Source organism: Vibrio mangrovi (assembly GCF_024346955.1).
GTDB lineage: Bacteria > Pseudomonadota > Gammaproteobacteria > Enterobacterales > Vibrionaceae > Vibrio > Vibrio mangrovi.
The window spans coordinates 659,041-679,996 of record NZ_AP024883.1 but is presented as its reverse complement, the minus strand read 5'-3'; the positions used below and the strand labels follow the sequence as shown (position 1 = coordinate 679,996).

At 46.0% G+C, this 20,956-nt stretch carries 22 protein-coding genes and 1 pseudogene; 14 read left to right on the top strand and 9 right to left on the bottom strand.

Annotated elements, in window-relative coordinates; all coding sequences use genetic code 11:
- Window positions 1-67: 67 nt before the first annotated feature.
- The 3 genes from OCU74_RS03005 to OCU74_RS02995 form a co-directional block, all read right to left on the bottom strand.
- Window positions 68-769, bottom strand: a complete 702-nt coding sequence (locus tag OCU74_RS03005; protein ID WP_200807682.1) for a DUF2589 domain-containing protein — start codon at window positions 767-769, stop codon at window positions 68-70.
- A 166-nt stretch (window positions 770-935) separates the two neighbouring features.
- Window positions 936-1,553, bottom strand: a complete 618-nt coding sequence (locus OCU74_RS03000) for a DUF2589 domain-containing protein (protein WP_087480184.1) — start codon at window positions 1,551-1,553, stop codon at window positions 936-938.
- A 78-nt stretch (window positions 1,554-1,631) separates the two neighbouring features.
- Window positions 1,632-1,784, bottom strand: coding sequence for a hypothetical protein (locus OCU74_RS02995; protein ID WP_159457398.1), 153 nt, complete (start codon window positions 1,782-1,784; stop codon window positions 1,632-1,634).
- A gap of 18 nt (window positions 1,785-1,802) precedes the next feature.
- On the opposite strand from OCU74_RS02995, the gene OCU74_RS02990 reads away from it, so the two are divergent.
- From OCU74_RS02990 to OCU74_RS02970, 5 genes are all read left to right on the top strand, one after another.
- Window positions 1,803-2,906 carry a hypothetical protein gene (locus tag OCU74_RS02990; RefSeq protein WP_087480183.1) on the top strand — a complete coding sequence of 368 codons (1,104 nt, stop codon included), beginning with the start codon at window positions 1,803-1,805 and terminating at the stop codon, window positions 2,904-2,906.
- A 106-nt stretch (window positions 2,907-3,012) separates the two neighbouring features.
- Window positions 3,013-3,405 carry a hypothetical protein gene (locus tag OCU74_RS02985; protein WP_087480182.1) on the top strand — a complete coding sequence of 131 codons (393 nt, stop codon included), beginning with the start codon at window positions 3,013-3,015 and terminating at the stop codon, window positions 3,403-3,405.
- 168 nt (window positions 3,406-3,573) lie between these two features.
- Entirely contained in the window at window positions 3,574-4,464 is an 891-nt protein-coding gene (locus OCU74_RS02980) for an N-acetylmuramidase family protein (protein WP_087480181.1), read from the top strand.
- Between the two features lie 166 nt (window positions 4,465-4,630).
- Window positions 4,631-5,386 (top strand): lamin tail domain-containing protein, encoded by a 756-nt coding sequence (locus OCU74_RS02975; RefSeq protein WP_087480180.1) that lies wholly within the window; start codon window positions 4,631-4,633, stop codon window positions 5,384-5,386.
- Window positions 5,387-5,398: 12 nt separating this feature from the next.
- Complete coding sequence (locus OCU74_RS02970) at window positions 5,399-6,418, top strand: hypothetical protein (protein ID WP_234993557.1); 1,020 nt, start codon at window positions 5,399-5,401, stop codon at window positions 6,416-6,418.
- A gap of 37 nt (window positions 6,419-6,455) precedes the next feature.
- Here OCU74_RS02970 and OCU74_RS02965 read toward each other — a convergent pair.
- A pseudogene (locus tag OCU74_RS02965) lies at window positions 6,456-6,599 on the bottom strand (type II toxin-antitoxin system mRNA interferase toxin, RelE/StbE family); the annotation flags it as partial.
- A gap of 176 nt (window positions 6,600-6,775) precedes the next feature.
- Here OCU74_RS02965 and OCU74_RS02960 point away from each other — a divergent pair.
- On the top strand, window positions 6,776-7,201 hold the full coding sequence (locus tag OCU74_RS02960) for an SRPBCC family protein (protein WP_087480179.1): 426 nt from the start codon (window positions 6,776-6,778) through the stop codon (window positions 7,199-7,201).
- Complete coding sequence (locus OCU74_RS02955; protein WP_087480178.1) at window positions 7,188-7,652, top strand: MarR family winged helix-turn-helix transcriptional regulator; 465 nt, start codon at window positions 7,188-7,190, stop codon at window positions 7,650-7,652. Before OCU74_RS02960 ends, OCU74_RS02955 begins: the two co-directional genes overlap by 14 nt.
- 128 nt (window positions 7,653-7,780) lie before the next feature.
- Here the strand turns inward: OCU74_RS02955 and OCU74_RS02950 are convergent, their stop codons facing one another.
- From OCU74_RS02950 to tssI, 3 genes are all read right to left on the bottom strand, one after another.
- The gene (locus OCU74_RS02950; RefSeq protein WP_087480177.1) at window positions 7,781-8,701 is read right to left on the bottom strand and encodes a HEPN domain-containing protein; all 921 of its coding nucleotides are present in this window, start codon (window positions 8,699-8,701) and stop codon (window positions 7,781-7,783) included.
- Between the two features lie 91 nt (window positions 8,702-8,792).
- Window positions 8,793-9,236, bottom strand: a complete 444-nt coding sequence (locus OCU74_RS02945; protein ID WP_087480176.1) for a DUF1240 domain-containing protein — start codon at window positions 9,234-9,236, stop codon at window positions 8,793-8,795.
- The gene (gene tssI, locus OCU74_RS02940; RefSeq protein WP_087480716.1) at window positions 9,233-12,061 is read right to left on the bottom strand and encodes a type VI secretion system Vgr family protein; all 2,829 of its coding nucleotides are present in this window, start codon (window positions 12,059-12,061) and stop codon (window positions 9,233-9,235) included. Before tssI ends, OCU74_RS02945 begins: the two co-directional genes overlap by 4 nt.
- Window positions 12,062-12,633: 572 nt before the next feature.
- On the opposite strand from tssI, the gene OCU74_RS02935 reads away from it, so the two are divergent.
- From OCU74_RS02935 to OCU74_RS02925, 3 genes are all read left to right on the top strand, one after another.
- Window positions 12,634-13,257 carry a hypothetical protein gene (locus tag OCU74_RS02935; protein ID WP_087480175.1) on the top strand — a complete coding sequence of 208 codons (624 nt, stop codon included), beginning with the start codon at window positions 12,634-12,636 and terminating at the stop codon, window positions 13,255-13,257.
- Window positions 13,258-13,463: 206 nt separating this feature from the next.
- Entirely contained in the window at window positions 13,464-14,186 is a 723-nt protein-coding gene (locus tag OCU74_RS02930) for a hypothetical protein (RefSeq protein ID WP_087480174.1), read from the top strand.
- 123 nt (window positions 14,187-14,309) lie between these two features.
- Complete coding sequence (locus OCU74_RS02925) at window positions 14,310-14,921, top strand: HNH endonuclease (RefSeq protein ID WP_087480715.1); 612 nt, start codon at window positions 14,310-14,312, stop codon at window positions 14,919-14,921.
- 549 nt (window positions 14,922-15,470) lie between these two features.
- Here OCU74_RS02925 and OCU74_RS02920 read toward each other — a convergent pair.
- Complete coding sequence (locus tag OCU74_RS02920; protein ID WP_087480173.1) at window positions 15,471-16,592, bottom strand: NAD(P)-dependent oxidoreductase; 1,122 nt, start codon at window positions 16,590-16,592, stop codon at window positions 15,471-15,473.
- 250 nt (window positions 16,593-16,842) lie between these two features.
- Window positions 16,843-17,208: a hypothetical protein gene (locus tag OCU74_RS02915; protein ID WP_087480172.1), complete on the bottom strand. Its 366-nt coding sequence runs from the start codon at window positions 17,206-17,208 to the stop codon at window positions 16,843-16,845.
- Between the two features lie 152 nt (window positions 17,209-17,360).
- Between OCU74_RS02915 and OCU74_RS02910 the strand changes: the two genes are divergently transcribed.
- The 4 genes from OCU74_RS02910 to OCU74_RS02895 are packed head-to-tail and all read left to right on the top strand — an operon-like array spanning window position 17,361 to window position 20,715.
- Complete coding sequence (locus OCU74_RS02910; protein ID WP_087480171.1) at window positions 17,361-17,795, top strand: hypothetical protein; 435 nt, start codon at window positions 17,361-17,363, stop codon at window positions 17,793-17,795.
- A gap of 31 nt (window positions 17,796-17,826) precedes the next feature.
- Window positions 17,827-18,126, top strand: coding sequence for a hypothetical protein (locus OCU74_RS02905; RefSeq protein ID WP_087480170.1), 300 nt, complete (start codon window positions 17,827-17,829; stop codon window positions 18,124-18,126).
- 43 nt (window positions 18,127-18,169) lie between these two features.
- Window positions 18,170-19,783: a hypothetical protein gene (locus tag OCU74_RS02900; RefSeq protein ID WP_234993556.1), complete on the top strand. Its 1,614-nt coding sequence runs from the start codon at window positions 18,170-18,172 to the stop codon at window positions 19,781-19,783.
- Between the two features lie 14 nt (window positions 19,784-19,797).
- A complete protein-coding gene (locus OCU74_RS02895; protein WP_087480169.1) occupies window positions 19,798-20,715 on the top strand; it encodes a hypothetical protein in 918 nt (305 codons plus the stop codon).
- The last annotated feature ends 241 nt before the right edge of the window (window positions 20,716-20,956 follow it).

Below are 20,956 nucleotides of genomic sequence, written 5' to 3'. Positions count from 1 at the left end.
CAAAAAAAACGGCCAGTCCCGGGGTATGTTGACTTTACAGACTGGCCAAACAGGGTAGAGTGATGAATTAATGTGTGCCGTCTTCTCCCTGAGTCACCATGATCGGAGCGATGTTGTCCGTGTAAGCCTGAATAATCACACCAACCCCTTCCGGCAACGGTAGTTGACCAGCGTGAACTTTCACGTCATAGGTTGCTTTATTGCTTTTCTCATATTTTTCGGTATTAGAGCTGCTTTTCTCAGAAGATTTCGCCACACTGCCACTGACACTGGCTGAAAAAGGGCCATAACCGATCTTCGCTTCGAAGCTGCCCTGAGCACTCATATTCTCTTTTTCCTGCTGGCTCTGTTCATTAGAGAAACTGGACTTCACTTCCATATTGAACTCAATACTGACATCATCCACCGCCAGTGCATTCAGCGGTAATAAGGTCAGCAACGGAATCGAGATCGATGATTCAGCAGTATCGGTACTCACTGTCGATGCTCCTTCATTCTGACCTTTAGTAGTCGTAATCACTGGGCGCTTGAGCTTCAGATCAACCATTACCGGCTGATATTCCGAGCTTTGTGAGCTATCACTGTTACTGCCACCCTGTACAGGTTGTTTACTGAAACAGGTATCGAGCATAAATTTAACCTGAGTCATCGCCATTTTATTATTGGCTTCTGCCGCAGCCATCAAAGGTCCTCCGATCAAATCACCCATCGGAAGTCCACTAAACTGTTGCGCCATTGATACTAAACCCGGCCCTGAAGTGACTGCCATAATGACTCCTTATCTGTGTGTGAAAGTCTGATTTTCAGTCATCAGGCATAATGCTTAGGCGTTCGCACCACGATGACTGTCAGTGACTGAATTTTCCTGCCACTGCTTGTTCTGTGAAAAACTGTTCTGGGAAAAACGGCTCTGGAAAAAACTGTTCTATGAAAAATTAGCCCGGAACCTGCGCTCTCAGCGCCCTTTCGTAACCGTCAACGATATATTTCAGTCCGTCCGGCGTCTCCATTGCGGCGATTTTTACTTCCAGTTTTGCTTTGCCGCCATTGCCCTGATTTGCTCCTTCTTCGGCCATCTCTTTGGCTTTGAGTGTCCGTTTCGGGAAAGAGACCTGCAACGCATCACCGCTGACACTGAGATCCAGCTCTGTTGAAAAACTCATTTCCCGCAGTTCAACCTGAGACAACGGGATCAGCGTAATCAACGGCACATTGACGGTTTGTACGGTCGGCCCATTCCGGGTCACTGTCGGATACTGCATGGCAACCATTTTCGGTTTGAGAATCGGAATATCTCCCCCAGATTCTCCGCTCATAAACCGTTTCGCGGTCCTATCCGACGGTGGTGGATTCTTTTCTCCGCGTTTCGGAGTTCTACCCTCAACTTGTGCATCAGAACGACCGATCTCTGCCATATGTGCGATGTCTTCATCATCTTCATCTGCCGGTTCAAAAAAACGTTCCAGCAGATCCAGATTTTTCTGGATCAGAGCTTCTCCGGCCGAAGCCGTCGCGACATGAATCGAATGGACAAACTCTTCTAAGTTGATCATACATCTCAGTTCCGATAATTCTCATGTTCTCAGTATCAGCAACCATGCCGGAAAATTATCGGCAAAAACCGGGGACTTTCAGGTGAAATCAATGAATACCACCGGATTTCCCCCCAGATCTCTGTTATTGCATTTCCAACGGTAGTCATTCGTTTCTCCGTCATCGTCACCGTCAAAAAAGCGATTTCCGCCAAGCCCTTCCGTCAGGAATGCGATTTGATTAATGGACATGCTAAGCGGAGAACATCAATGGAACGGTTACTGGAAAAATTAAAAGCGAAAAGCCGGCCTATTCTGTTAGGGCTGGCCGGAATTGTGTCTGCATCCGTGATCCCAATCTGGCAGATTTATTTTGTCGAAACGTCGGATGTCACACTGGAAATAACCGGAATTCAACGGATCGAATCGGACCATCTGAAAGTCTCCCTCGATACTGACGAACTCAGACTGCTTGAACCTTATATTCCGGAGAAACTGAGGTATGAATACAATGTTCAGGGTGAACGGGGAGATAAAATCGACTATCCCGAATTTACCGTTTCAACCCTGACCAGCGCGTATGACAGTGCCCGGCAGGATCTGAAGAATATTGCTGAGACCCGGGCCAAATTAGAGCAATACATTGCGACTATCAATGCTTATCTGGATCCCAAAGACCACGAGCACCTGCTCAGTGAGTTCCGGGTCAGCGAAATGAAACAGTGGGCACTCAGTAATTATATGGATGACTCAGAAGCCCACTATTACGAACAACAGGTTTTAACCATCACCCGAAATTATGCCGAGTTAAAATTCACCGGCAAACAAACCCCGCAATTTAACCTTCCGGCACTTAAGTTCCTGCTTTCCGATGTCAGAGATGATCTGAGCGAAGTTGTCGAACAGAATAATCAGCGGCTGGAACAGCTCCGGGATAATATTCGTGGTATCGAGGCACAGTTAACTAAATTAAAAGCAGAAAAATACCACCAGTACAGTTATTTCACTCTCGACGTTGTTGCCAGCAATTCGGGCCGTGCCAGTACTTCTCTGCGTCCAGTCGCACTGATGCGGATTCAGATCAGTGATAATAACTATGTCGATGTCCGCCTGCTGATGGAAGATTATCAGGACAATGCGGAACTGCCGCCGGCATCAACCAAAGTCCTGCATTATCGCTCTGCGGAATTAAACCACATGCCCAATGACGATCGCACCCTGGTCAATACCTTCTGGGGAAGTACCGGTCTGGCCAGAATTCTGACGCTGGATACCAGCGAACATATTTACGCCTCAGATACGATCGCCTTTGCCGATAATCAGAACCAGAAAGTCATGGTCGATAAACTGAAGAAAGCCGCCGGGTATTTTTAATAAACAACCGAATTGTCACAATTATCATTCACGATATAAAACAAACATTTAATCTTCAAATAAAGTTATATATCATCATAATGAAATTAAAAAGTAAGGAATAAAGATGAAAAAAATTAGTGCAGTGTTACTCGGAATAACCGTTGGCTTTTCCAGTATGGTCAGTGCAGCAACCACTGATTTTTCCGGCTCATGGAAATTTAATGTTAATGGTTTTACCTACGACGTTGATATCACACAAAACAACCGACTTGTTGAAGGTACAATGGTCAGCACCAATGCCAACGAACCAAATAGTAAAATTGTCGGATCTGTTGCTGGAAATACGATTATGTTCTCCAGAGATATTTCACCGTTGCATGAAACACCACAAAACTACGTCGGATATATTTTCCTGAAAAGTGGAGCAGCAAATACAATGGCAGGAGAGCTACAGAATATGACGCCTCAAAATACTCCATCGGCAAAGTACGGTTGGTACGCTACCAAAGTTGAATAAATCACTCGTTATGTGAGTTCATCTCAAAATAAGCAGGCTTAAGCCTGCTTATTCTTTTTCCAGTAATATCATTATTTCCTCCAATTCATTCCTCTGCTTCCCCGATAATTTCCGGTGCCAGTTCATTACTGTGGTCTTGTATTTATCAGCTTATATAAGGAGCGGAACATGCAAGATCTGGAACTGACGGCATCGGTTGGCAGCGGTGCAGAAAACACCCCAGAAGATGTATTAAACATCCAGAAGGCGCTCAATCGGATTGCCGGAAAAATTGGCCTTTCAACGCCCTTAGAAGAAGACGGACAGATTATCGATGCCCACGATCAATCTCCTACCTGTCAGGCGATTGGGCTGTTGCAGACGACGCTATTGGGATACCGTCATCCGGATGGCCGGATCGACTGCGGCGGAAAAAGTGAACAGGCACTCCGACAAGCGCTGCAACCAACTCCGGAATATGTTCCGGATCTGAACCTTCCGGACTCAGCGCCGCACAGAGGGTTAAGTGAACAGGATTATCAGGATGCCAGCGAAGCTCTGGCGTGTGACGTTGCTGCGATTAAAGCGGTGTCCGATGTTGAATCATCCGGCAGTGGCTTCTTCCCTTCCGGTGCACCTTGCGTATTATTTGAAGCGCATCAGTTCTCCAAATACAGCGACCATCAGTTCGATGAGTCACATCCTGCTATTTCCTCCCCCAAATGGGATCGTTCACTCTACGTCGGGGGAGAAAAAGAGTATCAACGCCTGCAGGAAGCGATTACACTTGATCGGGAAGCCGCTCTGAAATCCGCCTCTTACGGACGCTATCAGATCATGGGATTTAACCATCAAACTGCTGGTTATGATGATGTCGAAAGCTTTGTCCGGGATATGTTTCTGGCGGAGCGGCATCATCTGATGGCCTTCGTCAATTTCATTAAGTCAAACCCGAAACTACTGAGTTCGATTCAGTCCCTCGACTGGGCTACATTCGCCCGTTACTACAATGGTCCGGGTTATGCCGAAAATCACTATGATGAGAGGCTGCAACAAGCTTATGAACGTCATCAGGGATAAGAGGAGACGGCATGGTTTCGCGCTGTGCTGCCCTCATTTTATATCAGGATACCGCCGGACATCCGCGATGATACTGAACTATTGGTCGTCGATTCAGCGAATCCCGGCAAAAGACAACTCACTTTCATCACGGACTTTACAGAAAAGGAGAGCGCCCGTGTCAGACATGATTCAGAAAATACAGCAGCTATGTCAGGAAATTGCATCAGCCCATCCACTCGAACAGACAGAGATGAATACCTACTGGACAGCTCTGAATGATTTGCAGATGAAGTCCCAGATCGGTATTTCCGCACTCGACTTTCGCGGTGAACCGGATGGTAATGAAAGCATCAGAATTACCAATCAGGGGCATGGCAACTGGAATATCGGTCACTGGCGTATCAACGCCGGAACACCCAATCAGAACTATATCTTCCCGGAGAATACGCTGATTCATGCCGGAGAAACTATTGAAATTTATACTCAGCCCGGAAGCCAGCATAGCTTTAATTCAAACCGACCGATCTGGAATAACCACGGAGATACCGGAACACTACTCAATGAGGTGGGTGAAACGGTCTCTAGCTGGGTATTCGGCAAAGATGCCCATGCATGTGTGGTGATCGCAAACGTACACTATGACGGAGAAGAGTTCAGAACCGAAGGCGATGAATATGTTGAATTGCAGAATATTTCGGAACACCTTGTTGATCTCAGCCGCTGGCAACTCAAAGCGATGAGCAACGATCATACATTCAGCTTTCCGCCGGGAGCGGTTCTTGAGCCACACAACGCTGTCCGGGTCTATACCAATCGTGCGCCGGGAGCCGCCAACGAGTATAGCTTCAACAGCCCGACCGCTATCTGGAATAATGCCGGTGGCCAGTGTCTTCTGCTGGATGACTCCGGCAACGAAGTTGCGACTTATACATACGGTTAACAACATAAATGTATGGGAACGAACGCATTCAGCCGCCTCTCTTCGGGGAGTGCGGCACCATCTCCACCATCAGGTTCAGAGCAGTCCAGATCGGCGCATCACCCGACTGAGACACAAACCCTGATCGACGATGGCATCCGGCTGCTACATTATGTTGCCCGTTCCGGAGATCTGAATATTGATCCGGAGATCGCAGCAGGTATCATCAATGCTCAAAGCAATCTGAACAGCCGCCACTGGGGTGAAGAAGATGAAACCCGCTTACTGAGCTGCTATGACAAGCTCGCCAGTCAGGTCTGGCCGGTCACGGTAGAAAGTATTAAAGCTGTTGTCCCCAATGCGGTGAACGGGCAGATCGAATCCCCACGAGCCAACCGCACTATCATCTGGTATCGGCGCTATACTGTATTCACACTGATTATTCTGCTTATTGTTCAGGTCTATTATCTGTTTGGTTACGGGTTAACTCAAAGTCTGTTGCAGTATACCACCTCGGTCACATCGGCTCAGAACAGCCCACAACTGACCAAGTTTGCAGAGAATAACCTCCGGGCCAGCTATCGGCTGTTGCAGGGCTGGAATCAGGTCTGGATGCTGGGCCATGATTTCGAACTGGCACCGACAGACCGTAAGATTCCTCCCGGCAAGGAAGAAGCAACCATCCACTTTGCGACTCATCTGATCGCCGCTCAATCCGTTCTGCAAATGCTGCAAAACTATATCCTGCCTTTAATGTACGGTTTGCTGGGCGCTTTTATTTTTGTCCTGCGCAGCCTGCTGCAACAAGTCAGAACCCTAACCTACACCGCCAGTCGCGAAATTGGCTACCGCCTGCGGCTCACGCTCGGCTGTCTGGCCGGACTGATTACCGGCTGGCTGCTGAAACCGGAAATGGGTGCAATGACACTTTCCCCGATGGCGCTGGCGTTCATTGCCGGTTACAGCATCGAAGTGCTGTTCAGCGCACTAGACCGGGCCATCGACAGTATTCGCAAAAAAGCACCGGAAGCGAAAGATTCAACGCCGCCTTAGGTGAAATTGGTGGTGGTTTTAGCTCAACCGACCTCGACTACTCAATTGGGAATTTCTGTTTCTGATGAAGTACTCGCATAACACGAATACTGGAACCGTCGACAAAATAGGAAACGATCATTGATACTTCAGGAATAATGAGCAATCGTCCTCTCATTCCATTACGTTGGACTCCTATTAATGACTTGAGGTATCACTCCTCATCAATGGGCGCATAATCTGTACCTGTAGATAGTCGCGGTTCATTTCAGTTAAGTTTTGAGTAACAACAATTGACACTTGCCCCACATTGTAAACTAGTTTACTATTTAAATGGTAAATCGGTTTACTATTTGTATGTTGTACAAGGAATGAATAATGTGGGAACAAAGTTATAGTGTTAAAGTCTCTGATATGACAGCTGAAGAAATATGGAATGTCTGGACAAACGTTAATGAGTGGTACACATGGCAAGATGATATCGAATTTGCTCAACTAACATCAGAGTTTAAAGTTGGAGAAGTGTTTAAATTTAAACCTAAAGGAGCACCAACTTTTACGCTTGAAATCACTGAAGCAGTAAAAAACACCATGTTCACTGACTTAACAAAACTTCCACTAGCTAAAATGTATGATAAACATGAAATTATACGTCATGCTGATGGGCTAGAACTAAAATCTACTATTAGTATTTGTGGTCCATTAGCTTTTTTATGGCGGCAAATTATAGCAACCAACATCGTCAATAGTTTGCCTGTTCAAACTGAAAATTTAATCAATAAAGTGCGTAATGTCCGAAAATAACCCATTTAAATATGATGTGGCAGATGCTAGTCCTGGCTTTTTATTATGGAAGCTTACAGGACTCTGGCACACTAAATTATCTCAAGTACTTTCAGAGTATGAAATAACTCAGACACAGTACGCTATCCTTGCGTCTCTGCGTTGGTTTAAAAAACAAGACCAATTATCAACACAAGCGAGCCTTGTTTCTCATACGAAAATAGAGAAAATGACAATGTCAAAAGCCATTCGACAGCTAGAGTCAGCAGGGTTAGTCACCCGAAAGCAGGATGAACATGACAAACGCTTACTAAATGTGTATTTAACAGCTAAAGGTAGTTTAACCATCGAAAAAGCAATTCAAGCGGTTGAAAGTGCAGACGAAAATTTTTTTGGCATTTTAGATAATGACGATCTAAATATGTATAAAAAACTCACTTCTGAAATTATTATTAAAAACGATTTATTGTAACTTACGAGTTGATCATGTTGTAACCATCCCCGTGCATACGGGGAACACTCTAATTGTAGCCAATTGATTTATAAAAACAAATTTTAACGTTAACAATCTACCAACATTTCTCGTCGTTTTTTAGCCGCTTACTGACCTATCCATTCACCACAAACCCTTGCCGTTAAATCCCGTAATCGCTGCACTTCCGTTGCCAGATAATCCAGTTCTTCCTCTGTGATTTCGTAGTGTTCCGAATAGCGGGCATCGATATAAGCCCGTTGCAGACGCCGGAAACTGCGGCGATGGAACTTGTTCTTCATCGGAAAAATCTCAGCAAAGGCCGGATCGATTTGTGCACAAAACTTACCCAGTTTTTCAATATTATGGGATTTGGGTAAATAGTTGGTACAAACAAGTAAAGTACAGGCAAAAAGTTTTTCTGTGACTTGATGAAGAGCAAAAGCGGCATCGTAAATCATGGATTTTTTAAAAGCAAAATCAAATATTTCTAATCCACTGGCTGCACGTTCAAACCACTGCTCATAATGCTTCCGGGCAATATCCCGTTGTTCTGTTTCTGTCAGATCTCCTGGCATCACCAATGGTTTCGGCGTTGCGGCAAACAGCTCAATCCCTTCTTCCCGAATATCTTTAAAAAAATAATGCCCTTGTTGCAGCCGTTCGTTCACTTCCTGAAGATCATGCACAATCAAACCGAGCGGTGCGGATTTCACTTTGCGGTCGATCTGCTCTTCGGCCCGTTGCCACACCACATCATCTTCGACCAGTGCCGGTTTATTCACAATCACCAGAATATCGTAGTCGCTGATATAACCATTGACCGGATCATTGACCCAACTGCCTTTGGCATGACTGCCGAACAGGATGATTTTCAGGATACGGAACTCACTTTTACTCCCGGTTTTGCCCCGGAGATAATCTTCCAGCGTATCGCGCAGGATGCCCGAAATCGTTGCCAGCTCACGCTGTTTATATTCGGGAAGATGGTCGAGAGATGTTTTCATAATCATGAAATGAGGTTGATAGCGGATGAATACAGACAGCATAAAAGAAGGTGTCGGTAAAAAATACCGCCACCGACTATTTTACGATTGTTGCTAAGAAAAATGCGATGGGATTCAAAGCGGTAGCATCGGCTTATCCGCCATAAATCCCTGAAGAGTCTTTGCATAAACTCTCTGACTTGGCATACACCCGCCAGCTACTTTTGGCTGAGGTCCGAGATTCGTTCACACATTTTACATATCCGGCCTGATCGACTTTGTAGCCGAGGTAGAAGCGGGAAAAAATAGCAAGGATGACGACTGCAAGCGTAATCCAGAAAATTTTCATACCAACGCTGTGATAAGCTTTCGCATATTCACCCGCATTTTTTCTGGGATGGAATATTTGATGAATACCAACCAATATTCCCCCACCTAACAATGGGATAACCGCAGCAATAGCAGCAAAATTCGTATACGCCAGCAACCGAATTCTTTCACCAAGAGGCTGAAATGGGAGTAACAAATTTGGCGCCAACAATAAATCACCACCTAGAATCAATGCAAAAAACACAATCCCAGCAATTCTCACTATCATTCATTAACCTCTTTTAACTTCTCTACAAGAGTATCGGAAACACCCCATGCATTATCAGCCCAATCAAGTCCAACACTAACGATAAAACCAACACCGGCAAAAGTGCAACCAACGACTATCAATGGTAAGCTGAAAGAACTCGCAACAACCGCTGCGACAGTTCCTGCTCCCGTCGAAATAATCCCTTTGGCAATATCAGTCCCAGAGCGTCCAACCAGATCTGCCATGGTTTTCTCATCATGAACAAACACGTCAACCGCGTTAATCGCAATAGCAAAAATAATATCGACCACCAAGCCAACTCTGAGCATATTTCTCGCCATATTTTGGGTGCCCAAACCAAGCTGAACTACCTGCGGATTGTTGGCCCGCCAGCGGTTGCCTTTCATCAGGGTTTTCAGATGCTGTTTATACCCTTTGATAATCACGTAATCCCGGCCGTTTGCTTCTTTGGTATAAACAACCACGCCCATGCCGCCGAGCCCTTTTGCCAGTCGGTAAGCATCGTGCGCATTGGCAGCACCATCCCAGACTTTCTTGGTATTGTCCAGCGTCTCTTTACCGTTGTATTCCAGCCACAGGTTATTGGCAAATTCTTCAGCATCTTCAAGCGACAGCACCGCTAAATCTACCGCCTTCCGAGTATATTCCACCGCAATTTCCCGATGGTTGATAAAGTCATAGTTGGGCCAATACATATTCTCCGGATCAACCTTGATTGGGGTGTCTGAACCAGTCTCTTGGATATCAGCGCTGCTCCCGGCTATCTTCGTTGGACGACTTTCTTTTTCCATATCCGGCAATTGGTTTTTCACTTCAGCATCAAGCGCCGTTAACGTTGCCTGTTTTGGAGAATAAGCAGAAGCTTCAATAGCAGTTGCCTTGGCTGATATTTGCGGAAGGATTGCGGCTTCCCCACCAAACCCACTGCCATTTCCGGCACTGCCACCAGAATTCAGATTCACGCCGGGGCCAACCAGCGATACACCCGATGGATCGACTTTAACAAAGCTACCACCAGCCTTGAGAGTGATTTCATTACCAGCTTCAATCACAACATGTTCACCAGCCTTAATATGGATTTCCGTCCCGGATTCATTGACCCAGACTCTTCCGGCTTTGACATGCAGTTCACCTTCAATCATCAACGTCTGGCTCTGAGCGATTTTGGTTCTCGCTTCACCGCTCACCGTATGATGATCATTCGCCTTAATATGGCTGTAGCGGTCATTATCGATGGTAGAACTCTGGTTATGTTTAATATACGTAGTTGAATCGTTTTCAATCAGCATATCGGTGTCTTTCTGCGCATGGAGATAGATTTTTTCGCTGCCCGACTGGTCTTCAAAACTCAGTTCGTTATAGCCTTCACCCTGATGAGTTTCGGTGCGGAGCACAGTCTTGGTTTTGTTGTCCGGCAACGGATACGGCGCAACATTGTTGGCATTGTAAGTCCGCCCGGTGATGAGCGGCTGATCCGGATCGCCATTGAGAAAATGAACCACCACTTCATGGCCGATACGTGGAATGGCCATCATGCCGTACTGCGCCCCCGCCAAGCCTTGGGAAACACGCAGCCAGCAAGAGCTTTGATCATCGGAGTTGCCATAACGATCCCACGGAAACTGAACTTTCACCCGGCCATATTCGTCACAGTAGATTTCTTCCCCTTCCGGGCCGACCACTTTTGCCAGTGTCGGGAATTTCAGAATCGGTTTGGTGTGTGGTGCCATACGCCACACCTGTTCACCGGGAACGGCTGCAAACTGATTCGCGTAAGTCGTGGCACCGCTGCCGCCGGATTCTTCCAGCGCCTGTGGCTGACTGCCCTGATACGCAATCTGGACCAACAGATAGTTGCGGTTCATTTCTCTGTCTGGGTGTTCCATCAAATCAAATCGATAGCCAGCCTGAAGCCTTGCCTCGTTACTTTTGCCCTCAAAGGTATGGGCTTTTCTGCGTAGCGCTTCAAGGCGAACCTGAGTAAAGGCTTTACCGCTGGCATCGTCTTTAAACCGGCCCGGATGGTCAAAATGTTCGTAGTCACCGCGCTGATAACTCATATTCTGAGCAGTGGCGGCATGAGAAATCTTGTATGACGGCTTTTTAAAACTGCGATCACTCAGACAGGCATCGCTGACTTCGGTTCGTTTATTCTCGGTCAGAGTCGAGACATATGGGGTTTCAAATACACCTCCGGACAACGCATTATAAGGCACTGGCGTTGCCAGACGTCCGAATCCTTCGGGGCTGTCGGTGATGACCAGGATGTGTTTATCCTGATGATGCTCAAACCGGTACATTAACCCTTCTTCAGCAGCCAGACGGTGGAAAAATTCTAAATCTGTCTCGCGGTATTGGACGCAGTATTCCCGTTTGGTACATTCACGCTTCACCGAGAAAGCAAAATCACCGATATTCATTTCCTGAAACAGAATGGAGAAGATTTCCGGCACATCTAACTGCTGGAAGATGCGGCTGTTATGGCGCAAGGAAAGTCTTTCAAGCGAAGGCACCAGCGTTAATGAATAAAAGGTATGATGATGACCGGTATCGCCCCGGCTGAAACTGCGGATCACACCGTGAACCCGCTGCACCACTTCGTTGTCTCGGAGAACTTCAAGCAATGCGGTTGTATCCACCATCTGCTCAAAAGTTAAATCACTATTGCGGCTGGCAATATCAATGGTATAGCGATAGCCATGAACCGGATGACCTTGCTGATCGACCGAGTCTGAAATGGACTCCATGCCCTGATAGTCGCGGACCACCAATGTCTCATCATCGATCCCATCGATGGTAAGGCGAAATTTTAATGTTGTCATAAAAGCCTGACTGCGTTGCTTATTGATAAAAATACTTTCATATGAGTCAGATATAATATTCATTTGAACAAGGTAAATATACGAGAAATTCACTTTTCTCTTGTTCAGCAACAATTTTTGGAATGAAGGTAAAATTGATGGCAGAAACAAGCTCCGAGTGTACGGGAAGCTTACAGAGTGATTGAATCGTTGATATCTGCTGATTCAGTGACCGTCTGGTGGGAATTGAAAACCGGTCTATTTTGTGAAGATAAACTCATCATGGTTTTAAAGGGTGTAATGACTACCGGAGGTGAATTGATCGCACACGGTTTTGCGTTAAAGTCATTTGGCCATAAATGTTTGATACGTTTCTCTTGCCATTTATTGACCTATTTTTGTTAATGGCTAATTATGTAATTAGCTTTGTATCGCGTCTTAGGCAGATACGGTCTGTAATTGCTATATTAGCTATACGGAATTGTTATTGAAAACAAATTGATATCAAATGTGACTCTGTATTTTCTGCCGGGTTTATACAGACGGAGTTTAGTTAAAAAACACTGTTAGAACTCTTTCGTGGAAATTTCGATATGAATAAATTATTAAATTTGTGCGGTTTCGGATTATTAATAGTGTCCGTCTTTCTATTTGGCCTAAATGGTCAAAGTATAGAAATGGGAATAGCTGTAGCTGCAAGTGCCATATTTTTAGCGTTTGCGAATCTAGATAAGTTTACAAGGTTTAAGGGGGCGGGTTTTGAAGCCGAGTTAAAATCGGTCGTTCAGGAAGCGAATGCATCGATTGAACAACTAAGATCAGTTGCCACCCCATTAGCTATTTCAAGCTTGCAAGCAATGACTAAAGGAAATCGTTGGTCTGACGGAGTTCGTATTACACGAGAAGAAAATGATGCATTTTCAATGAATCATGACCTGTTTGATGATTTGTGCCAATTGATTGAAGCCAATAAGTTATCAAATGAAAAACTTGAGTTACTAAAGAAGCAGTATGTAAACATACATGCTTGGGATATGGCTGAGGATATTGTTTGTAGCTGTAAGGGTAGCCTAAAAGATATCGTTGGAGTTTTTTCATTTGAGCATGCACCAAACTTGGAAGCTCTTGACGAATACTTTAAGACACAAGACCTATCAGCAGAGGTGTCAAAAAAAATCTCAACCTTTAGATCGTACTACAAGAAATACGAGCTCTAACAATAAATTTAAGCAGATTCGCAACGCTTGGTACTTTCGGTTTGAATCCGCTTTAGTGTTTACGGCACAATACTTTAGGTAGGTGGTAGCGTTGCTCACTACTTAATTTGGCGTTAGCCCTCAATGCACCATAAGTTGATGGGGTACAAATCCAATAAGCAAATAGTTTGTTATTTTTGGACAAATTTATTCACTGGAGAATAAACATGCCTTTAAGTCATTCTTTTGAAGATCTTACTCAAACATTTAGAGTATTAGTTGAAGCTGATTTTCGTTACAAGCAGCTTATTTCCATTGATCGTCCAGAAGCTGTTGGGAACGTGGAAACAGCAGTAAATGCAATGCTAAATGCGTTTCACAATTTGTACGATTTAATGCAACAAGAGCTTGATGCTCCAGTTGATTGGTATGACACACCGGAGCTTTGTGTGATATTAGCAATCAGGAATGCTCGCCATCACAACAAAGCAAACAGAATAAGAAGCATATACAATTATCATGTTCAAACTGCAGCGACACCTAATACTGAACATACGTATTATTATGCTAACTTTCTTGCTAACCCAGAGGAAGAAGGGGGCAACTTCTTTGACATTCCGATCTCATGGGGAGATATAAAAGAGCTTTTAGAACTCCCAAGAGCGGAGTCAAGGCTTCGCGCGTCAGCTTCAGACATCATTCGCAATTATGTCAACGCTGATTTAATTGAGTCTTCTGCCGAGGAAGCAGGGGTTGGTGAGAACGATATTTTTATTAACTTCGTTCCATTGGCTATGAATGCTGGTATCAAACTACACAGTTATATTGAAGCACATGTAACGCCACAATCTGTAGAGGCGACATCATTCCTCGACTTGTTTGGTTCGGTAGCTCCATCAATTACATCAGAACCTGACTGCGATACGATGACATTTAGCTTACCTGAGTAAGAGGGCTAACAAAGCAATCAAGGTGACCAGTTACATTCGGCGGTTTTGGTATGAAGTTCGATGTACTTGGGTGGTTCGGTGTGGGGCTCCTTATTGCAGGCGTTAAGTGCCAATGAGGATTCGATGATAAAATTTGAAACTGAGTTTATAAACTACCTTACCAATAGGCGTAATGCTGTAACGTTGGATACGGCTCGTAGCTATGTCAGTTACTTAAAAAGAGTTGATAAACAGTTATTCAGCATAGATTTTCATACAGATATTAAGTGTTTGGATGACATAAAAAATTTAGTTTTTGGGTTGCGTTTTACTGGTATGCCAGAACGCTCAATAAGTAATTGCGATGTTGCAATGCGTGCATATTTAAAATTTTTGAATAAGGTTATATATACTGAGAAGCTCTTTCCCGAGGAATCTAACACTCATATTGAGGGAGCATCGGTAAGTGTAAAAGTAAATCGCTTTGAGCGAAACCTTCAAGCTAGGCTCGCATGTATTGCTCATCACGGTGTAACTTGTAAGGTGTGTAATATCAACTTTAGCGAGGCTTATGGAGATATCGGTGCAGGTTTTATTCATGTGCATCACGTTACTCCATTGAGTGAGATTAAGCAGGGGTATACTGTCGACCCAGTAAAAGACCTTGTCCCGGTATGTCCTAATTGTCACGCAATGCTTCACCGAAAAGTTCCACCATATACCATATCGGAGCTACAAAAAATCATCGTAAAATAGGCAGTTAACAAACGATTAATACTTCAAGGTTCTTTTCTAATCGGGTTCATAGAAGTTGGTACAAACGAGCAAAGTACAAGCCAGCTCTGATGGGTTTGGTGCGCTCAAACATTCTCAATTTCAATGATATGCCCATAAGCACCCCAGATACTCTTGTACGACAAGAGTATCCAAAAGCATTTTTCATTCAGCTTCATCACACATTATCAGGGACGGATTGATTCGCTCCTGCTCATGCAATCCTGAAAATCATCCCTGATTTTTCCCCTGAGTTCATCGTCTAATTTGGGCTTTTGCAATATTTCACCGAATACAAATTAACTACCCAACTAAGAAAATCATTCAAGGATGAATGATTAGCCTTTCTCTAATAAAATAGCGGGCAGGACGCCCGTAAAAGCTGGTTCTGAACCACGTGTAACCAAGCCGAACAAAAAAGATTTTCTGGTTACTCTTGCATCTCTGCAAGAGTAACTGGCGCACAGAGCACCCATGTTTCCGAAGCCACAAAAACTAATTGTGCGTCATATTTCGGAGCCAAACGCATTCCTATTCCGCTTCCGCTTCAGCACCCGCGCTCAACGCTGGTTTCCATACCTCATCAGGCAGCAGATAAAAACCGGGCTCGGCTTTGGCACCTTCGCCCATCATATGCTGCATACCAGCGGCCATAATCGCCAGCGTGACATCAAAAGCATTGATACTATCGCCAAACCCGGCTGTCAGATTAAACATTGCACCGTTTGCCAGCAGGAAGAAATGTTTGCCCTGCTGCTGATACTCGAACACATACGGCATCACTTCTTCTGCCCGGCTCATGTCCAGACCGCTGGTATCAATCTCATCACTGACGTGTCCGACATTCATCACAAACGCCCCATTCTTCAACTGGCGTAAGTGTGTCTGTGTGACAACATTTCTGGCTCCGGTTGCCGTCACCACCACATCCGCCTGCCCGATCATTTCATCCGGGTCTGCAACCTGCCAGCCATCATACTGGGCCATCAAACGCCGGGCCGGATCCCGTTCAGCCACAACAACGGCACCACCATATGCTCTGGCAGAGAAGGCGACACCCTGCCCGACCAAGCCGTAACCAATTACCAGAACCGTTTTCTCATGTAACGTCAGGTGCGTTCGTTCACAGAACGCCTGCCAGGCGGTCAGACCAACCATGTGCCGATTATGCAGCCCTTCTTTAGCATCCAGATCATCCCAGTTGTACACAGGAAATGTCAGTGCTTCATCTTGCAGGCGGGCAACCCCCGAACCTGTCCCTTCCAGCCCGGCAATTATTTTCTGATTTCCCCGCTGCTGGATTCTCGACATGATTTCCGCGCCGAATTCACACACATAATCCGGCTGCCAGTCAATTGCCTGCTGAATAGAATCTTCCCATGCCTGCTCACTCATATTGAGTTCAGCCTGCGTTACTGCCCCCAAATCCGCCAGATATTCAACAACTTCATTACGGACAGTGGTCGGGTTACAAGTGGTCACAAACAGCGAACCGCCTTGCTGTAAAAAGCCTTCATACAGTGGCACCATCTTCATATCCAGATGGGTACATACCGCAACTTTCTTGTCCCGGCAGTCACCAAACTGTGCTACAGTATAAGCAGTTCTTTGCATATTACGGCGAATCCAGTTTAAGTCCTGAGCAAAACTCATGTGTTCTTTCCTTTAGGGTGTGTTAATCATGATATGGGTATTTTTACCGCTGATGATTGTACTTTTCCAATGGAAATCATTCGAAATACGACAATGGCAATTTACGGCTTACTATTTGCTTTATGCCATTGTTCTGACAACCCTCTATCAACAACCAATATCTCCTTATCTCGGCAGTTTCTATCTGGGAATTCCGGCGATGTCTTATATCTCTTTTCTGTTTCCCGGGCTGCAGAGCTACTATCCGGAATCAGCCGTCAGAATGGTGAGTGTGGCCGGACTCTCCATCACTTTTCTCGTTCTTATTATCAGTCTGCTCTTCGGCGGAGCTCTTAGCTGAATCCTGCTGCTCCGAATCCTTATCAAGTCCGGATTCAGCCTCTTTAATTTTCTGTGGGATTTGCTGAACAAAGGTTTTAACCAGATCCTGAACCAGCTTATCCGATTCATCCTTTACCCGATCAAGCGTCGCCAGTTGCAGCATAAACAGATGAATGGATGATTTCACCTTCGCCATCTGAGCAAACTGCTTCGGGGTCAGCTTTTGCTTCTGTTTCGGAGGTTTCGGCTTTAAAGCTTTCTCTATCGCTTTCAGGAGTTTGATGATATCGGTCATCTGACATCCTCTCTGCAACACCACACTTCAGATTTTATCGTGTTTTTAGCGGATAAATATCGGTGAAACAACGGGTATCTTCGCCATTTTGACCGGGTATTTTTCCTCAGAAGCGGCATGATCAAAAGACATTCATTATCAGGAATCTCTTTATGCTCAAGGCTTATTCCCGCTGGCTTTTCTGCCTTATCATTCTGCTCTCCGGGTGTTCAGTTCAGCTGGTCGCTGATTTTGATCCGCAGACACTGACCCAGCTTCAGCAAATTAACCGACAGATTGACCGGCTTTATCTTCAAATGGCTGCATTGCCTGCAACGCAACGTCGTTACGATAAATTTCAGACTCAATATCTGGATGTGGATGTATCCATTCGTGGATTTGTCCGGCTTCAGGAGTGGCGCACAATGAATGAAGAAACTTACAAACAGGCTCAGATCCTGGCTAAGTTATGGCAGCAGGATATGCAGCAACATCAGAAAAACGGCAAACTCTCAGATTTTCTGCTCAAACGCCACCGGGAGCAGTATCAGAGACTCATCAACACCATTGCTCAGGGTGAACTGGCGAAAAAGACCGCCAATCCTTAACCCAATGATCACAACTCTTTAAGGAGGCACTATGTCCTTTTCCATTGATACTGTCGTTGAGCAGGTCGCAGCACAGTTTGAACAGTCACCACTGAAATCTACTATAGAAAACACCGTAAAAAACTGCCTGAACCAGAAGCAGGGAGAATTCGAGGCCCTGACCACGGCCTTGCAAGAGGGAGAACTCACACAGGAAGAGTTTCAGATCGAGCTTGAGCGGGAAAAAGGACTGCTCACCGCTGAGATGGAAACACTGCAAATTATGGCCAAAGCGGAAGTGCAGAAAGTGGTGAACCAGATATTTCAGGCGATCGCCAGCCAGCTGAAATAATGCACATCTGGTTGTTGAACCATCGGGTACGGAAGGAGATATCATGAGGCGAATCCGAATTACACGAGTTATCTGGGTCCCATCCGGTTATCGCGTCGTCCGCCGTACCACGAAACATGCAGCCCGGAAACACACGACCTCTAAACCGGTTGTCTCAAAACCGGTTGTCTCAAAACCGGCCGTCTCAGAACAGGCAGACTCAGAACAAACCGTCTTAAAATCATCGGTCTTAAAATCGCCTGTCTCAGAGCAATCTACCTTAGAACAATCTGTCTCTGAACAGTCGTCCCCGTTATCACAGAGTCAATATCAGCCTCAACAACCGGGTCATGAGAATGCTCTGTCTGAGGCCTCACAACTGAAGGGGAAACGGACAACTAAAGCACCGGCCTCTGCGCGACAGCCCACTGATCAGGTCGCTTCTTTTCCGGATCAATGCAATCCCTATCAGTACTTCTTACAGAATCTCCCTCACTACCTGAACGATATGCCGTCAGAAACGTTTGTCACTTATCCGCAACCGGAGGGAACAGCCTCAGAGACTCACACACAGATGGAGCGGCCAAGAGAAGTCCATTCACATTCATTCCCCGCATCAGATAGCGTTCCGGATGATGAAGATGATGATGAAAAACCTCACACAGTTCCTGAAATGGAATTCACTGTCCCTTTAACGATTCATCAGCCGCAGCAGTCAATCCGGTCACCACGACAGCCAACGGCACCGAACCACACCAGCAGTAGTCCTGCTCAGCAGACAACACATCGAATCAAAACACGTCAGCTCAAACCACATCTTCGCGAACTCACGGGGATTTGCCACTCACTGCTGGCACCACACCGGATGAGTTCATCAAAAAGCAGCCATAACTCATCTATTCAGCCAAGTTTTCCCACGCAAGACCTCATACGATCATCTTGTCATGACTCAACCTGGAGAAAGAGAATGAGACAATTGCTATTTCGCTTATGTGAAGCCACTGATGGCCGTCACTTTGCTTTCCTCACCGATCAACCGGATGTTGAGGACTTATTCGACAGCGGTTATAAAGTTGCCTATAAAGACAAGGATAAAAGTACCGGTGACGGAATGCTGGCCCGCTGGAAAAAAGCCTACTCGGTAAAATCGGTACCTTATCAGCAACTCCCGGAGCAGGATGAGTTGCCGGAAGGTGTACAGAACGCATTTAACACCATGATCCGCAACCTGATCCCGGGGATTGATATCTTCTTCTGTGATTACAATCTGGCTATCGAAGCTGATCTGCCGATCTGTAACGACATGATGGAAACATACCGTTCGACCGACTTTGTTCTCTTTTCCTGTGAAGAACTGATCGGTAATGATCCAACCACACAACCTTATATGGTCTCTTACGCTGCTCCCCGTTATAAAAACGGAGGCAATACCAGCAGCCAGCACCGGATCTACTGTAAAACCGATGCATTTGCTTTTTGCCAGGCCATCCATGCCATCGTGGTTCAACAGGAAAAAGATGCCCTGACCGGCGGTCATATCCGGACAGAAGTCGATACTTATGTCGGAGAACCACCGGTCGAAGCTGCGGTTGCCGAACAGGTTATCAATCGATTTGTCGAAGCGCTCCCGCAATACAACAGTTCCGTCAAAGCGTTGAATGCGCCACAGACAGAATAAATGCCGGAGGTGGTATGAAAGCGGTACAACTGTATTATGCGGCCTTTAGTGCCGCATTAATGGCAAAAGCCGAACCGGCACTGGCACAGCAACTGGCCTACCAACTCGCTTATCTGGCCTTCATCCCTGAACGGCTGGGTTACATGATGCCGCCAGACCTGAGTGATTCCGGTCATTCAGGCTCCGGAGCATTCAACACAGAAGCTGTGCATACAAAGTCCTCCGGCACTGAAAATACCTATCCGATAACCTCCCCGCACAGAACATCTAAGGAACAGCCCCGGCGCTGGCCAATTAATCCTCTCAATCACGTCGACTGGCTTGGCGGAGGCCGATTGAATGAACGCTGGCTGAAACAACAGAAGTTCTCAGTCGGTTTTCAGCCGCTGAAAAGAGCATCATCCGTCCACGAACACTCAATCATGATTTCACCACCGGATGAACACCGTATTTTTACCCGGCTCAATGATGCGATTATGCGGGCGCTGGTCCAGTCCGATCCGGATGCCCGGAGTAAATTCGCCGTAGCCTTATTCGCCTGCCTGTGTCATCACCAATGGCCGGATCCTGGCTCTGTCCGGGAAAATTACTGGCTGATCATGCATTCGATCCGCTGTTATCTGTATGGCACCCGTATGCAGTGGAGCAGAGACTTCGCCACTAACACCGAAGTCCGGCAAAGCCGGAATCCGATGTACCGGATCGTCTCGGAGTTTCTGAATAACCCGCTGCCTTACAGTCCGGAAACCGCATTGCGACAAGTGATGATGCAACTGGGTCAGCTTCCTCCAATCCTTCAGGCTCAGTGTCTGGAACTGGGGATTGTTTACCGGGAAACTCATGAAGGCTCAGAAATCACAGACAAAAGCTTCCGGGACACGATCAACCAGCCGGCTCTGCAATCAGCTCTCCAATGGTTCTGGGCTGAATAGTCTTCGGGATCCGGCCCACTTCCCTTATCCTCACACCTTTTGAGTATGCGACAAGCGCATACTCTGAGCTGGTTTGGGTTCTGTACAGAACTCAGGTCACATCGGTATCAGCCCCAATGCTATACAGGTTAGTACACCTAACCAGGCTAAAATAACAATATCTAACAGACGCATATTCTTCTCCCATCAATCTGCCCAAGCCGGATTGGCCTCATCAGGATCATCCGCTTTTCCACCCACA

Bases quoted from the DNA above. Each gene is read 5' to 3' on its own strand.
- OCU74_RS02915 (WP_087480172.1), bottom strand. From the start codon at position 17,208: ATGACCGATATCATCAAACTCCTGAAAGCGATAGAGAAAGCTTTAAAG.
- OCU74_RS03000 (WP_087480184.1), bottom strand. From the start codon at position 1,553: ATGATCAACTTAGAAGAGTTTGTCCATTCGATTCATGTCGCGACGGCT.
- OCU74_RS02930 (WP_087480174.1), top strand. From the start codon at position 13,464: ATGCCTTTAAGTCATTCTTTTGAAGATCTTACTCAAACATTTAGAGTA.
- OCU74_RS02975 (WP_087480180.1), top strand. From the start codon at position 4,631: ATGATTCAGAAAATACAGCAGCTATGTCAGGAAATTGCATCAGCCCAT.
- OCU74_RS02960 (WP_087480179.1), top strand. From the start codon at position 6,776: ATGTGGGAACAAAGTTATAGTGTTAAAGTCTCTGATATGACAGCTGAA.
- OCU74_RS02980 (WP_087480181.1), top strand. From the start codon at position 3,574: ATGCAAGATCTGGAACTGACGGCATCGGTTGGCAGCGGTGCAGAAAAC.
- OCU74_RS02925 (WP_087480715.1), top strand. From the start codon at position 14,310: ATGATAAAATTTGAAACTGAGTTTATAAACTACCTTACCAATAGGCGT.
- OCU74_RS02900 (WP_234993556.1), top strand. From the start codon at position 18,170: ATGAGGCGAATCCGAATTACACGAGTTATCTGGGTCCCATCCGGTTAT.
- OCU74_RS02955 (WP_087480178.1), top strand. From the start codon at position 7,188: ATGTCCGAAAATAACCCATTTAAATATGATGTGGCAGATGCTAGTCCT.
- OCU74_RS02945 (WP_087480176.1), bottom strand. From the start codon at position 9,236: ATGATAGTGAGAATTGCTGGGATTGTGTTTTTTGCATTGATTCTAGGT.
- OCU74_RS02950 (WP_087480177.1), bottom strand. From the start codon at position 8,701: ATGCTGTCTGTATTCATCCGCTATCAACCTCATTTCATGATTATGAAA.
- OCU74_RS02995 (WP_159457398.1), bottom strand. From the start codon at position 1,784: ATGTCCATTAATCAAATCGCATTCCTGACGGAAGGGCTTGGCGGAAAT.
- OCU74_RS02905 (WP_087480170.1), top strand. From the start codon at position 17,827: ATGTCCTTTTCCATTGATACTGTCGTTGAGCAGGTCGCAGCACAGTTT.
- OCU74_RS02910 (WP_087480171.1), top strand. From the start codon at position 17,361: ATGCTCAAGGCTTATTCCCGCTGGCTTTTCTGCCTTATCATTCTGCTC.
- OCU74_RS02970 (WP_234993557.1), top strand. From the start codon at position 5,399: ATGGGAACGAACGCATTCAGCCGCCTCTCTTCGGGGAGTGCGGCACCA.
- OCU74_RS02985 (WP_087480182.1), top strand. From the start codon at position 3,013: ATGAAAAAAATTAGTGCAGTGTTACTCGGAATAACCGTTGGCTTTTCC.
- OCU74_RS03005 (WP_200807682.1), bottom strand. From the start codon at position 769: ATGGCAGTCACTTCAGGGCCGGGTTTAGTATCAATGGCGCAACAGTTT.
- OCU74_RS02895 (WP_087480169.1), top strand. From the start codon at position 19,798: ATGAAAGCGGTACAACTGTATTATGCGGCCTTTAGTGCCGCATTAATG.
- OCU74_RS02935 (WP_087480175.1), top strand. From the start codon at position 12,634: ATGAATAAATTATTAAATTTGTGCGGTTTCGGATTATTAATAGTGTCC.
- tssI (WP_087480716.1), bottom strand. From the start codon at position 12,061: ATGACAACATTAAAATTTCGCCTTACCATCGATGGGATCGATGATGAG.
- OCU74_RS02920 (WP_087480173.1), bottom strand. From the start codon at position 16,592: ATGAGTTTTGCTCAGGACTTAAACTGGATTCGCCGTAATATGCAAAGA.
- OCU74_RS02990 (WP_087480183.1), top strand. From the start codon at position 1,803: ATGGAACGGTTACTGGAAAAATTAAAAGCGAAAAGCCGGCCTATTCTG.